Genomic DNA, 14785 nt, shown 5'->3' with positions numbered 1-14785 from the left:
ATTTATAAAAAACACCCAAATGGCCACTAACCTATTCGACGATTTTAATCCGGTTTCATCCAAACAATGGAAACAAAAAATTCAGTTTGAATTGGATGGAGCCGATTACAACAAAACCGTAATTTGGAATTCTCCGGAAGATATTCAGGTAAAACCATTTTATCACAGCGATGAATTTTCTAAAACTGCTTCGGTAAAAACGCAGGCAACTAATTTTAAAATCTGCCAAAATATATTTGTCTACGATATCGAAAAATCGATTCAACGGGCGATTAATACCCTCGAAAGAGGTGCTGAAAGTTTACGCTTCACTATTCAGAACGAAACAACTGATATCCAGAAATTATTAGAAAATCTTCCTTTGGAAAGCAGGAATGTTTACTTCAATTTGAAATTTATTTCAATCGATTTCGTAAAAAAACTGGACTCCATTTCGATTCAAAAAAAAGCTATTTTTTTCTGTAATATGGATCCGATTGGTCATTTTGCAAGAGAAGGAAATTGGTTTCCAACATCGGATAAAAATAATTTCGAAACGCTCGAAAAGATTTCAAAAGCAAACGCGAATCTTTCTTTACTGAGTATTGATTTAGGTTTGTACCAAAATGCCGGTGCCAATATTACCCAGCAAATTGCCTACGGTTTAGCTCACGCCAATGAATATTTGAACCGTTTCCCAAATATTACAAAACCAATTGTTTTTCAAATTTCTGTAGGGACTAATTATTTTTTTGAAATTGCAAAACTTCGTGCTCTGCGAATGCTTTTCCATTTAATTGCCGCCGAATATAATCCGGAATTAGAATGCCATTTATTGGTTACACCAACCAAACGCAACAAAACGATTTACGATTACAATGTCAACATGCTTCGTACCACAACAGAATGTATGTCGGCAGTATTAGGCGGAGCTGACGCTGTCGCCAATTTATCATATGATGCGTTATATCACAAAGACAATGAATTTGGAGACCGAATTGCAAGAAATCAATTGTTAATTTTAAAGCACGAAAGCTATTTTGACAAAGTCAATAATCCAGCAGATGGAAGTTATTACATTGAAAGCCTTACCATGCAATTAGCTGAAAAAAGTTTGGCCTTATTTAAAAATATTGAAGCTGAAGGTGGTTTCCTAAAACTTCTGAATGACGGTACAATCAAAAAGAAAATTCAGGAAAGTGCTAATAAGGAACAGGAATTATTCGATTCTAAAAAAGAAGTTTTATTAGGAACAAATAAATATCCAAATCCGGAAGATAGAATGAAACAGGATTTAGAATTATTTCCTTTTGTAAAAATAAAACCAAGAAAAACATTAATTACACCCATAATAGAAAAAAGATTAGCCGAGAAACTGGAACAGGAACGACTGGAACTTGAATAATCCTATTTGAAGTAATTAATTCTCAAAGAATCAACATGGTAAGAAAAGACCTTAAGCATATTAATTTAGAAAGTCAAAAGTCAAAAGTCGAAAGTCAAAAATCAGAAGATTGGACTAACAGCTTTATAACTGCTGAAGGAATCGAGCTAAAAGAAACGTATTCAGAAAAAGATATTGAAGATTTGGAATTTACTGATTTCGGAGCAGGTTTCGCACCTTATCTGCGTGGCCCTTATTCAACCATGTACGTACAGCGTCCCTGGACCATCCGTCAATATGCAGGATTTTCAACAGCAGAAGAAAGCAATGCTTTTTACAGAAGAAATTTAGCAGCTGGTCAAAAGGGTTTATCCATCGCTTTTGACTTACCAACCCATCGAGGTTATGATTCAGATCACGAAAGAGTGGTTGGTGATGTTGGAAAAGCAGGAGTTGCCATTGATTCGGTTGAAGATATGAAAGTGCTTTTTGATCAGATTCCCTTGGATGAAATGTCAGTTTCTATGACCATGAATGGTGCTGTTTTACCTATTATGGCATTTTATATCGTAGCTGCAGAAGAACAAGGTATCGCAATTGAAATGTTATCAGGAACAATTCAGAATGATATTTTGAAAGAATTCATGGTGCGTAATACTTATATTTATCCACCAACACCTTCGATGAAAATCATAGCAGATATTTTTGAATTTACGAGCAAAAAAATGCCAAAATTCAATTCTATTTCGATTTCTGGATATCATATGCAGGAGGCCGGAGCGACAGCTCATATTGAATTGGCTTATACTCTGGCTGATGGTTTAGAATATATCCGAACTGGATTATCAACAGGAATGACAATTGATGAATTTGCACCCAGATTATCCTTTTTTTGGGCAATCGGAATGAATCACTTTATGGAAATTGCTAAGATGCGCGCGGGTAGAATGATTTGGTCTAAATTGGTTAAACAGTTTAATCCAAAAAGTGATAGATCATTAATTTTAAGAACGCATTGCCAAACGAGCGGTTGGAGCTTAACAGAGCAGGATCCTTTTAATAATGTCACAAGAACTTGCATAGAAGCCTCAGCTGCCGCTTTTGGAGGAACTCAATCCCTTCATACAAATGCCCTTGATGAGGCCATTGCATTACCAACTGATTTTTCAGCAAGAATTGCACGTAATACTCAGATTTTTCTACAGGAAGAGACTAAAATCACTAAAACAGTCGATCCTTGGGCAGGAAGTTATTATGTTGAAAGCCTTACCAACGAAATGGTTGAAAAAACATGGAAACTCATTGAAGAAGTGGAAGAATTAGGAGGAATGACAAAAGCCATTGAAACAGGAATTCCAAAATTGAGGATTGAAGAAGCTGCAGCCAAAAAACAAGCAAGAATAGACAGTGGACAAGATGTCATAGTTGGCGTAAATAAATTTCGATTAGAAAAAGAAGATCCTTTGCATATTTTGGATGTAGACAACCAAATGGTCCGTAAAAAGCAAATCGAAAGGCTTGAAAAAATAAAAGCAACAAGAAATACTGAAAAAGTAAATCAATCACTCGAAAAATTAATTCATTGTGCTAAAACCGGACATGGAAACTTACTGCAAATCGCTGTTGAGGCTGCGAGAAACAGAGCCACACTCGGTGAAATAAGTAATGCTCTTGAAAGCATCTTTGGCAGGTTTAAAGCGCAAATAAAATCTATTACCGGTGTGTATAGTGCAGCAATAAAGAATGACGAAAATTTCGAAAAAGCAAAGCAACTCGCAGATGCCTTTGCCAAACAAGAAGGAAGACGCCCGAGAATTATGATTGCAAAAATGGGCCAAGATGGGCATGATCGCGGTGCAAAAGTAGTAGCAACAGGGTACGCAGATGTAGGTTTTGACGTAGATATTGGCCCTCTTTTTCAAACTCCGTCTGAAGCTGCAAAACAAGCAGTTGAAAATGATGTACATATTTTAGGAATTTCTTCACTGGCAGCAGGTCACAAAACATTAGTTCCACAAGTTATTGAGGAACTTAAAAAACATGGTCGTGAAGATATTATGGTGATTGTTGGAGGTGTTATACCAAAACAGGATTATCCATTTTTATTTGATGCAGGAGTAATCGGTATTTTTGGTCCAGGGACAAAAATTAGTGAAGCTGCCATCCAAATTTTAGAAATACTTATTGATTAGAAATGCTATCGCATAAAAAATCCCGAATTATATCGGGATTTTATTTTTCTAATTCTTAATCGTTAATTGTGGCATGACTATCTGCTTCAATATAAGAAAGATCATAACCTCCAAAGGCTTTCATATAACTTCTTAAAGAAGTGCCATAAGCATCTCTAAAACGTTTATTCCCTTTATTCCTGAAGAAGTTTTTTACTGAACCTGCACCACCTAAATGCGCAGCCGCTAAAATTCCTGATTCGGTAATTTCAACTCCATTGATAATTTTTCCTTCATACTTTTTAATCTCTCTACGTAAAATCCATTTATTTTTAGATAATAACGCAATAAAAGCTTTCTCTTGTAATGCCGGATTTTTTAAAAAGGTTTTTTCATTGTGAACACCTACAGCTCTTAAAGTTTTAGAGCCAAATTGGTACTTACCCATGTAACCGATAGAATTTACTTTTCGGTATTTTCCCTGAGATTCTTTAAAACCTACTGCTTCTTTAAAACCAATCAGGCGCTTTCCCGTAAATGGAACATTTAACTTGTGTAAGACAGGATAGTCATCCTCCTCTTGTGATGGAAATATATATTCAGATCCATCTGTTTTTTCTGTTATAAACCAAGGTTTGGTTTCTCGATTAAAGGGTTTAAAACCCAAACTTAAAAATGTAATAATAACGACTAAACTCGCATAAAAATACCACTTCTTTATCATAAATTGTTTTTCTTCAAAACGCTGTCACCTTTTTGAAATTTCTGCGGTGCAAAGGTAACAAATATAAAACAATACTGAAAATCAGTACTTTATGTTTTTTAAAAATAAATCACATAACCTTTAATCCCTTTATTGGTGCTATATTCGAAGGTTGGGGCCGGAATTTTAATCGAGTTAAAAACAGAAAAAATTGTTTTAAAAAAATGTGATTTTGTGGAAATTTTAGTCAAATCTATATCAAAACTAAGATAAAACTGACGAAATATTTCTGGATTTTGAGAAGAAAACGGAATTTCGTTTTCAATATTTCCTGTTAGCATGCCATCAGCTCCATAACCAAATGCAAGATTTAGCCACTTCGGAATTTTACTATCTTTTGCAAAAGAATGCAGGTTTACAGAAAGCCAATACGTTTGTCCATTATAGTCTTTTAAAATCTGTTCACTAAGTGAAGAACCCAATTTTTCAGGACTTCGATTTGCGTAATAAGTAGTATGGAAAGAAAATTTAGGTGTGATTCGTTGTTCTTCCCAAATTAATTCTTGGGAAACATACAAAGCTGTTCCAGTGGCATTGGCAATTATATCACCTGCAGATGCGCCCCATTCTGCAGAGTATCCGTCTAAAGCTTCGACTGCGGTAAGAAATACAAAACCTAAACCGGCACCATAAATTAATTGTTTTTTACGACTTGTACGACCCCACTTCAGAGCTTCGGCACCAAATCTCCCTAAATGATAAGCAGAATAAAAGTGCCCAATTTTATCCATTTGAAGCCATTCATTATTATCATTAATAAAATGAAAATCAGACTGTGGATAATCGGCATACCAAACCTGATTCAGGCCAATTAAAGTAGCCGAAGCCAAAACGGCTTCGGTTATGATAACTGTATTTTGTCTTTTTTTATTTAAAGTATCTGAAGGAGTTAAAAAACTTTCAAATTTACTTTGCGCTTCAATGGATTGAAAACTCAAAAAAGATGAAATCGATAAGAAAAGGGAAACTTTAAAATTCAAAACTATCTTATTACACCCTGACTAGCAATCCAGTCTGAATATTTTTTTGCATTTTTTGTATGTTGCTCATAAGTCGAAGCAAATTCATGGTATCCAAAACGATCGATACTGGCACAGAAATAAATATAATCGTGTTTCTCTGGGTTTAAAACTGCTTCTACCGCTGTAATATCTGGCATTGCAATTGGTCCGGGTGGAAGCCCAATATTTACATAAGTATTGTAAGAAGATCTCATAACCAAATCGTTGTAAAAAACTCTTTTGATTACCTGATCAAAATTATTGTCTCTCAATTTTAAAGCATAGATAACAGTAGGATCAGCTTGCAAAGGCATTTCTAAACGTAAACGATTCAAATATACTCCGGCAATGCGCGGTCGCTCATCTTTTTTAACCGATTCTTTATGTACAATAGAGGCTAAAATTGTAGCCTGAACTGGAGTTAATCCCTGTTTTTTTGCTTTATCAATTCTTTCTTCAGTCCAAAAATTATGATATTCCTTAATCATTTTATCACGAAATTTCTCTGCCGAGGTATTCCAATACACTTCATAAGTATTCGGAATAAACATGGCAAAAACATTGTCTTCATTAAAACCATTTGCAGCCATGAAATCAGGATCTTTAAAAGCTTTCATTAAGGATAAACTATCTGCTTCAATTTGAGAACCTATTCTTCCCGCAAAATTCTCTAAACGTTCCTGATTATTAAAAGCTAATTTAACCGGAATATTGGATCGCATAGCGCGCACCAAATCAATATTATTCATATCTTTTTTGAGTAAAAAACGACCTGATTTTACATTTTCAGGATAGTTTCTTTTGTCCGCTACCATTTCGAAGTCTTCGAAATTCTTAATATAAGGAGCTACTATCTTTTTAACATCTGTATAATTGGCTCCTGTTGGAACATATACATACAGTTCTTTTTCTTCAAATTTTGTGTTGGCACTAAAAATTCTGCTAATTAAAATAAATCCGTAAATCATTAAAACCGAAATTACGGCTACGGCAGTTAACGTGATAATCTTTTTTATACTCAAAGCTAAAAATTTAAATTTGTTCCTTAATCAACTGAAAAATTGCTTCGTCCTGATATTGTCCATTTAGCAAGATCCAATCTTTTTTAATTCCTGTTTTCTCAAAGCCAAATTTAGTAAAAAGAGCCACACTTGCTACATTTCCTATATTAATATTTGCATACAATTGATGCAGATTTAAATTATAAAAAGAATAGTTAATTAATAACTCTAAAGCCTCAGAACCAATATTTTGATTTCTGTTTCCTTTTTTTTGAATCACAATACCAACTCCTGCCCTGTTATTTTTAGGATCAAATTCAAATAAATCAATTAATCCGATAGCAGGAAAATCTTCATCCTGACAGATTGCCAGACGCAATTGTTTCGCTTCATAAATATCCTGATGTGCATTTTCAAGATACTGGCGAACCAAAAAACGGCTATAGGGTGTTTGCGTATTGCTAACCTCCCAAATACTCTGATCATTTTCCATGGCATATACAAACTCTAAATCATTAGGTTCTAGAGCTCGGAGATAAATGTTCTTGCCTTTAAGTGTAATCATTAATTTTTTAAATTTAGAAGAATATCAAGTTTGAATTGATAATGCTAGATTTCAATTGTTCCCTTAAAAACAAATTTAGCCGGTCCGGTAAGGAAAACATTTGTAAAATGATCCCCAAGTTTATCAAATGAAACGACCAATTTTCCGCCTTCCACATTTAAATTGATTGAAGTTTTATCCGTTTGGCCGGTTGCATTCATAGCAATTGCAACTGCTGTTGCACCGGTTCCGCAAGCCAGGGTTTCATCTTCTACACCTCTTTCATAGGTCCGAAGTGAAAACTCAGAATCATTTACTTTTTTTACAAAATTGATATTACTACCTTTTTCTCCATACAATTCTCCGTAGCGAATCGCAGCTCCGTTATCTTTTACATTATAATGTTCCAAATCATCAACAATTTGTACATGATGAGGAGAGCCTGTATTCAAAAAAGTATAAGAATCTTTCTTATGCACTTCATCAATATCAATCATTTGTAATGAAATAACAGCATCTTCACCTACTGTAGCATGATGCAAACCATCTGTTGCTATAAAAGTTGTTTTATTTTCGATAACCCCCAATTGATTGGCAAATGCTACCAAGCATCGGCCGCCATTTCCGCACATCGAACTCTGATTACCATCAGAATTATAATAAACCATTTTAAAATCGGTTTGAACATCATTTTCAAGTAAAATCAAACCATCTGCACCAATTCCAAAACGTCTGTCGCACAAACGCTCAATCATCTGAACATCTTGTTTTGGAAAAAAATCTGTACGATTATCAATCATTACAAAATCGTTCCCAGTACCTTGATATTTATAAAATTCTATTTGCATTTCTTTTTTAATTATAAAGTACAAAAGTACAAACTATTACTTAACCGTTGATTGTAAATTTTAAAATCATCCGATAGCAAATTAATGTTAATTTTTTAAGATTACCCATTCAAAAATCATAATTTAAAATTTATTAAACAAATCATTAGTACTTATACAGTATAATTTGTGATTCAATATGTTAAAACAGCATTCGTTTTAACATACAATTAATTAATAAAATGTTAATGATTGTTAAAGAGCGTTAAAGCGTTTTTCCAGACAGTTTTTTCACGTAATTTTACATTAAATAACTTAAACATAAATACTAATTATGAAAAGATTTTCAACCTTATTTTTAGTGTCCTTATTAAGTGGCGCTACTACACTTGGAGCTTACAAGTTATTATTTGACAGTAACGATCCTTATTTTGGAAAAGGGAATTCGATTACTACACTTGCCCCCGATTCATATGGAAAAAATGTTGGATTAGCAGCCGAAGCTGTTGATTTCACTGAAGCCGCAGACAAGACAATCCACACTGTGGTTCACGTTAAAAATGTTTCGCGTCGAACTGTTAGTAATCCTATGTTAGAGTTTTTCTACGGTTATGGAGGAGGACAACAGCAAGAACAAGTAGGAACTGGTTCCGGTGTCATTATTTCTGAAGACGGTTACATTGTAACTAACAATCACGTAATCAAAGATGCAACAGAAATTGAAATTACCTTAAATAACAAAAAATCATACAAAGCAAAACTGATTGGAACCGATTCTAAAATGGATATCGCTTTATTAAAAATTGATGCTGATGAAAAACTTCCTTATACTGCTTTTGCTAATTCTGATAGTGTAAAAGTTGGGGAATGGGTTTTGGCAGTTGGTAATCCTTACAACTTGACTTCCACGGTTACAGCCGGTATCGTTTCGGCAAAAGCCAGAAATTTAGATACAAGTGGAATACAATCTTTCATTCAGACTGATGCTGCAGTAAACCCTGGAAATAGTGGTGGTGCATTAGTAAATACCCGCGGAGAATTAATTGGTATTAATACTATGATCTCTTCAATGACAGGATCATACGTTGGGTATTCTTTTGCAGTCCCATCAAATAATGCCCGTAAAATTATTGAAGACATTATGGAATTTGGTAATGTGCAACGAGGAATCTTAGGAGTTGAAGGTGGCGAATTAAACAGTAATGCTTCTAAAGAATTAGGAATTTCTGAAACACAAGGTTTTTATATCAATAAAGTTTCCCCGAAATCAGGTGCTCAAAAAGCCGGACTTACAAAAGGTGATATTATTGTAAAACTTGACAATCAAAATGTAGCTACTTTTGCTGATCTATCAGGTTATATTAATACGAAAAGACCAAATGATGTGGTACAAGTAACTTACATGCGAGAAGGAAAAGCAAAAGTTGTTCCGGTAACATTAAGCAAAAATGAATTTTTTAGCACTGAATTTAAAGGAATCGAATTAGAAAATATTGATACTAATGACAAAAAGAAATTCAAAATTGATTATGGAGTAAAAATTAAAAACATTACTAATGAGAATTTGATGCAATATCAAAACGAATTACAAGGCAATATTATTTTAAGCATAGATAATATCAAGGCTACAAATGTTGAAACGGTGTCGAAACTTTTAAATAAAAAAGACGAAGGTCAAAGTGTACGCATCGAAATGATCAATAAAAATGGTGAAATATTTAGAATCATTATCTAGAAAATAAATCTTAAAAAATAAAGCAAAGCCATCTTACAGATAAGTAAGGTGGCTTTTTTATTATAAATAAATGAAAAAATAGCTTACGAAATCGATTGAAATAGATACTTTTGCCAAAAATATAAAATAAGTGAGTGTTTTATTATTTCAATTTAATTTATTATGAGCAACAAATCTTTGTACCAAAAAGAGGTATCGTTACAAGTCGACCGAAGAAGAGCTGGTGTCGAATTAGTTAAAATCATTAGTGATTTATGGTATGATAAATCAATAGAAATGGTTTTATTCAAAAACCAGTTATTGGATAAAAATGTCAGTGACATAATGAACTTACATCAATATGCAGGTGAATTCGTAGGTAAACCTATTAGTGTTTTTGATTCGGTTGAAATTGCAAAAGTAATTTTATCGTTAGATTTTCCACCTGCAAAATTAGACTTAGGAAAACTTACATACGAATTTCTTTTAGAAGAAGAAAAATATCCGGATGCGAGATATTTTGTAATGGAAAAATTGAAAAAAGTAAAATCAACAAAAGAGATAAAGCCAAAAGATGTGGTTTTATATGGTTTTGGAAGAATTGGACGTTTGCTTGCCAGAGAATTAATGTCAAAAACAGGAAAGGGAAACCAATTGCGTTTGAGAGCTATCGTGACCCGTGACAAAAATGATGCATCCATTTTAGAGAAACGTGCTTCTCTACTGCGTTATGATTCAATTCATGGTGATTTTCAGGGTTCTGTAATTGCAGACCCAAGGAATAATGCTTTAATCATAAACGGCACTACCGTTCACATCATAAATGCCGATAATCCGGAAGAAATAGATTATACACAATACGGAATCACTGACGCTTTAGTTATTGATAATACTGGTGCTTTTACGACAGAGGAAACTCTAAAAAGACATTTAACCTCAAACGGGGCTAGCAAAATTCTATTGACAGCGCCCGGAAAAGGAATTCCAAATATTGTTCACGGTGTTAATCATAACGAATATAATCCGGACGAAATAAATATTTTTTCTGCAGCTTCATGCACTACAAATGCGATTACGCCAATTTTAAAAGTTATTGAAGAAACTTTAGGAGTTTCAAAAGGTCACTTAGAAACTATTCATGCCTACACAAACGATCAGAATCTGGTTGACAATATGCACAAAAAATACCGTAGGGGAAGAGCTGCTGCCTTAAACATGGTTATTACTGAAACCGGTGCCGGAACTGCAGTTGCAAAAGCAATTCCTTCTCTAGAGGGTAAATTAACTTCAAACGCAATCAGAGTTCCTGTTCCCAATGGATCTTTAGTTGTTGTAAACTTAGAAGTTAAAAAAAAGACATCAATAGATGCAATCAACAAAATAATGAAAAAGTATGCTTTAGAAGGCGAATTGGTAGAACAAATCAAATATTCACTAAACAATGAACTAGTTTCTTCTGATATTATTGGTATTTCTGCTCCTTCTATTTATGACAGCAATGCTACTATAGTTTCTAAAGATGGGAAAAACATTATACTTTATATTTGGTATGACAATGAATATGGCTATAGTCATCAGGTAATTCGTTTAGCAAAATATATCGCCAAAGTAAGGCGTTTTACTTACTATTAATGTAAAACCAATTTCATTAAAACCATCAAGCTTATTGATGGTTTTTTCTTTTTAATTAAATTGGAAGAACTGTAGTACTCTTTACTTCAGAAATCACAAAGACTGTATTTATTAGAGAAACCTCAGGTAAAATTGACAGCTTTTTCTGATGAAAATGATGGTAACTTTCCATATCCGGAATGATTATTTTAAGCATATAATCAAAATTTCCCGATACATAATTACACTCTACAACTTCCGGCATGTTTAAGATCAACTGATTAAAGCCTTCAGAAGTATCATAGGTCTGTTTAGTAAGCGTAACCTGACAATAAACTGTTAGGTTATTACCTAGTTTTTTCTTGTTCAAGATCGAAACATATTTCTCTATAACCCCTTCTTTTTCAAGACGTTTAACCCTATCATGAACTGGTGTTAATGACAAATTTATTTTATTTGCAATGTCTTTCAAAGTATAATGTGCATTTTCCTGTAAAAGACGTAAGATTTTCTTGTCAATTTCATCTAAAGCCATAGCGCAAACGTTTTCTTAAATTAATAAAATTTAGTCATTTTTTCTTTTTTGAGAATTACAAGTCTATCAAAAAAGAATATTTTTCTGTAAAAATATAAAATAAAATAATATTTTCTTATTTACAAGACAAATAACAATAATATATTCTCTATCAGTAGCTTTGTAAACAAATAAAAAAAACATTAAAAAAAATAACGATATGATAATAGGTGTTCCAAAAGAAATCAAGAATAATGAAAACCGTGTTGCTGTTACTCCAGCTGGTGTAGCAGAAATGAAAAATAACGGTCACGCTGTATATGTACAAACAACTGCTGGTGAAGGTAGTGGTTTTACTGATCAGGAATATATCGCTGCTGGTGCACAAATTTTAGGTACAATTGAAGAGATATATGCTATTGCTGAAATGATTGTTAAGGTCAAAGAGCCTATTGCTTCTGAATATCCTTTAGTTAAAAAAAATCAGTTAGTATTTACCTATTTTCACTTTGCATCATCTGAACCATTAACTCATGCCATGCTAGAAAGCGGAGCAGTATGTTTGGCTTATGAAACTGTTGAAAAAGCAGACCGTAGTCTACCTCTATTAGTACCAATGTCTGAAGTGGCTGGACGTATGTCTATCCAAGAAGGTGCTAAATATCTTGAAAAACCTTTAAAAGGAAGAGGAATTCTTTTAGGAGGTGTTCCAGGTGTACCTCCTGCTAAAGTTTTAGTTTTAGGTGGTGGAATTGTTGGAACTCAAGCTGCAAAAATGGCTGCAGGTTTAGGAGCTCATGTTACAATTATGGATGTAAGTTTACCACGTTTGCGTCAACTTTCAGATATTATGCCGGCTAACGTTACAACTATTATGTCTAATCGTTATAACATCTACAACGCTATTAAAGAATCTGACTTGATCATTGGAGCTGTATTAATTCCAGGAGCAAAAGCACCAAACTTAATTACCCGTGAGATGCTTAAAGATATGCGACCAGGAACTGTTCTTGTTGACGTAGCTGTTGACCAGGGTGGTTGCATTGAAACTTGTACTCCTACAACTCACGAAAATCCAACTTTTATTATTGATGATATTGTACATTATTGTGTAGCTAATATGCCAGGGGCTGTACCTTATACTTCTACTTTGGCGCTTACAAATGCAACTTTACCGTATGTTCTTCAATTAGCGAACAAAGGATGGCAAAAAGCATGTGCAGAGAATGAAGAATTGAAGAAAGGATTAAATGTTGCTAACGGTAAAATCTTATACAAAGGTGTTGCTGAAGCTTGGAATCTTCCTTTTAATGAAGAATTAGTATTGGCAGACGCATAGTTGATAGTAAAGAAGTGTTTCCTAAGTAATAAAGCAAAAGGCTTTTCGCAATGAAAAGCCTTTTTTGTTGCAAAAAACTCCCATACAAAGCAGTTTTAACTTTTATAGGATTATTATTTATTTTCGTCTAAAACTTCTTGCAATACTTTGGCTTCAGTTCCATTAGGGAAAGCAACTTTAATTTTCTGTGAAATTGTTGGAGCTATCTCAGTAATTTCTTTTTTATCGTAAGATTCTCCTTTTTTAATATGCCATCCGTAAAAAATTGCCGGAACATGAGTATCATAACTGTACATTGTACCATGAGAAGTTCCTGTTGTAGAATATTCAATATCTCCAGGTTTATCTACAATCACTAAATCACCATTTTGAGTTGCATCATAACCTTTTGCTACAAAATTTAAGCTGTAATCATTTCCTCCATTAGCCAAAATTTCTTCCTCAGTATAGACTTTTTTAACTTGTGGCTGAGAAATTAAAAAATCTTTAAAAGCTTGTTTTACTTTTACCAATTCCAAACCATTATTATTAATCATTTCTTTGTTAAGGAAAACATTAAAATTTGAATAATTCAATAGTAAATCAGATCCAAAAGTTTTTGCTGAGAAATCCTGCATGCTTTTCTTAACCTCTTTTGATGGATAATTATCCACATTATACTTGTGATCTTTTAAATAAATAACGTTTTCAGCACCAGCATGGTCCGCAGTTAAGAAAAGTAAATAATTTCCTTTGCCCACAGCTTTATCTAAGTAAGTCAAGAAATCAGCAATTGTTTGATCTAATCTCAAATAAGTATCCTGAAGTTCCATAGATCTTGGTCCAAGTAAGTGCCCGACATAATCTGTAGAAGAAAAGCTAATCGTTAAGAAATCAGTAATATTATCTTTTCCAAGTTCTTCTTTTTCGATAGCTCTTTTTGCAAAATCTGCTAATAAATCATTTCCATAAGGAGTTGCACGAATAATACCTGCATCATTTTTCTCGTACATCGATTTTAAATCATATGGAAAAACTGGCGCCTCACTTCCATATAATTTACCTTCATAAGGATTATCATCAGGAAGACTTTCATTGTATACGGATGCCGGTTTAAATAAATTCCACCCTTTATTGATGTATTTTAGATAGTTTTTCTCATTATTAAATTCAGATACCCATTCAGGCAGCTTATCACCGTAAAAAGTACTTGAAATAAAAGAACCCGTTTTACTAAACCAAAATGCCCAATTTGCAAAATGACCGGCAGGTAAAATTGCACCACGATCTTTAAGACTCATTCCAATTACTTTACCTTTAAAATTAGTTGCCATACGAACTTCATCTGTAATTGTAGTAGTTTGAAGGTTTTTAGGAGACATCGCACCCTCTTCTGCCGTTCCGTCACCAACTATTTTCACACCTGCATCATCGGTACAATATAAGTCCTTTTCAAGAGTTCTGCTAAACCATTCGTTACCCACAATTCCATGTACAGCTGGTGTTGTACCTGTATATATTGAAGCATGGCCCGGAGCAGTATAGGTTGGCATGTAATTATAATGCATGTTTTGAAAAACATATCCATTATCCATTAGCTTTTTAAAACCATTTGGTGAAAAATCATCTGAAAAACGATATAAATATTCCATTTTCATTTGATCAACTACTATACCCACAACTAATTTAGGACGTTGTTGTGCACTTAAATTTGTAATTATAAAAAGCGCCAACAGTAAAATACTTTTCTTCATGTTAAAATAAATAATTTGAACACAAAAATACTCATTCCTATTCAAAAAAATCTCTAAAATCAAATTTAAGAAACAATAATTGATTATAATTTAACAATCAAAAATTTAGAAACAGCGACTAATTTAAAAACAAAAAACCCTTCATCGTTGATGAAGGGTTTTTAAAAGAAAGGCGACGACATACTCTCCCACAAAACTGCAGTA

Annotated in this window: 12 protein-coding genes; 5 read left to right on the top strand and 7 right to left on the bottom strand. The window is 33.4% G+C overall.

Translation table 11 applies throughout. The features are described from left to right. Positions 1–19 precede the first annotated feature (19 nt). Together ACEN2I_RS00060 and scpA are read left to right on the top strand one after the other, a co-directional pair. Positions 20–1384, top strand: a complete 1365-nt coding sequence (locus ACEN2I_RS00060; protein WP_441764081.1) for a methylmalonyl-CoA mutase subunit beta — start codon at positions 20–22, stop codon at positions 1382–1384. Positions 1385–1419: 35 nt separating this feature from the next. Beyond that, positions 1420–3555: a methylmalonyl-CoA mutase gene (scpA, locus tag ACEN2I_RS00055; protein ID WP_441764080.1), complete on the top strand. Its 2136-nt coding sequence runs from the start codon at positions 1420–1422 to the stop codon at positions 3553–3555. A 55-nt stretch (positions 3556–3610) separates the two neighbouring features. Here scpA and ACEN2I_RS00050 read toward each other — a convergent pair whose 3' ends face one another. The 5 genes from ACEN2I_RS00050 to dapF all read right to left on the bottom strand — a co-directional run bounded on the left by ACEN2I_RS00050 (position 3611) and on the right by dapF (position 7691). Further along, a complete protein-coding gene (locus ACEN2I_RS00050; RefSeq protein WP_441764079.1) occupies positions 3611–4258 on the bottom strand; it encodes a peptidoglycan-binding protein LysM in 648 nt (215 codons plus the stop codon). 98 nt (positions 4259–4356) lie between these two features. Continuing rightward, entirely contained in the window at positions 4357–5235 is an 879-nt protein-coding gene (locus ACEN2I_RS00045) for a DUF2279 domain-containing protein (RefSeq protein WP_441764078.1), read from the bottom strand. A 44-nt stretch (positions 5236–5279) separates the two neighbouring features. Beyond that, positions 5280–6320 (bottom strand): endolytic transglycosylase MltG, encoded by a 1041-nt coding sequence (gene mltG, locus ACEN2I_RS00040; RefSeq protein ID WP_441764077.1) that lies wholly within the window; start codon positions 6318–6320, stop codon positions 5280–5282. A gap of 10 nt (positions 6321–6330) precedes the next feature. Continuing rightward, on the bottom strand, positions 6331–6864 hold the full coding sequence (locus ACEN2I_RS00035; RefSeq protein ID WP_441764076.1) for a GNAT family N-acetyltransferase: 534 nt from the start codon (positions 6862–6864) through the stop codon (positions 6331–6333). Between the two features lie 44 nt (positions 6865–6908). Continuing rightward, entirely contained in the window at positions 6909–7691 is a 783-nt protein-coding gene (gene dapF, locus ACEN2I_RS00030) for a diaminopimelate epimerase (RefSeq protein ID WP_441764075.1), read from the bottom strand. Positions 7692–8004: 313 nt separating this feature from the next. On the opposite strand from dapF, the gene ACEN2I_RS00025 reads away from it, so the two are divergent. After that, on the top strand, positions 8005–9405 hold the full coding sequence (locus ACEN2I_RS00025) for a S1C family serine protease (RefSeq protein WP_441764074.1): 1401 nt from the start codon (positions 8005–8007) through the stop codon (positions 9403–9405). A gap of 162 nt (positions 9406–9567) precedes the next feature. After that, on the top strand, positions 9568–11016 hold the full coding sequence (locus ACEN2I_RS00020; RefSeq protein ID WP_441764073.1) for a glyceraldehyde-3-phosphate dehydrogenase: 1449 nt from the start codon (positions 9568–9570) through the stop codon (positions 11014–11016). A gap of 55 nt (positions 11017–11071) precedes the next feature. Here ACEN2I_RS00020 and ACEN2I_RS00015 read toward each other — a convergent pair whose 3' ends face one another. Then, positions 11072–11530, bottom strand: a complete 459-nt coding sequence (locus tag ACEN2I_RS00015) for an Lrp/AsnC family transcriptional regulator (RefSeq protein WP_441764072.1) — start codon at positions 11528–11530, stop codon at positions 11072–11074. Between the two features lie 199 nt (positions 11531–11729). On the opposite strand from ACEN2I_RS00015, the gene ald reads away from it, so the two are divergent. Beyond that, positions 11730–12848, top strand: a complete 1119-nt coding sequence (gene ald / locus ACEN2I_RS00010; protein ID WP_441764071.1) for an alanine dehydrogenase — start codon at positions 11730–11732, stop codon at positions 12846–12848. Positions 12849–12961: 113 nt separating this feature from the next. On the opposite strand, the gene pafA is transcribed toward ald, so the two are convergent. Next, complete coding sequence (pafA, locus tag ACEN2I_RS00005; RefSeq protein WP_441764070.1) at positions 12962–14581, bottom strand: alkaline phosphatase PafA; 1620 nt, start codon at positions 14579–14581, stop codon at positions 12962–12964. Between the last annotated feature and the right edge of the window lie 204 nt (positions 14582–14785).

This window comes from Flavobacterium sp. W22_SRS_FK3 (genome assembly GCF_052113665.1).
Lineage (GTDB): Bacteria > Bacteroidota > Bacteroidia > Flavobacteriales > Flavobacteriaceae > Flavobacterium.
The sequence above is the reverse complement of the archived record's forward strand: the minus strand, read 5'-3'. Positions and strand labels throughout refer to the sequence as shown.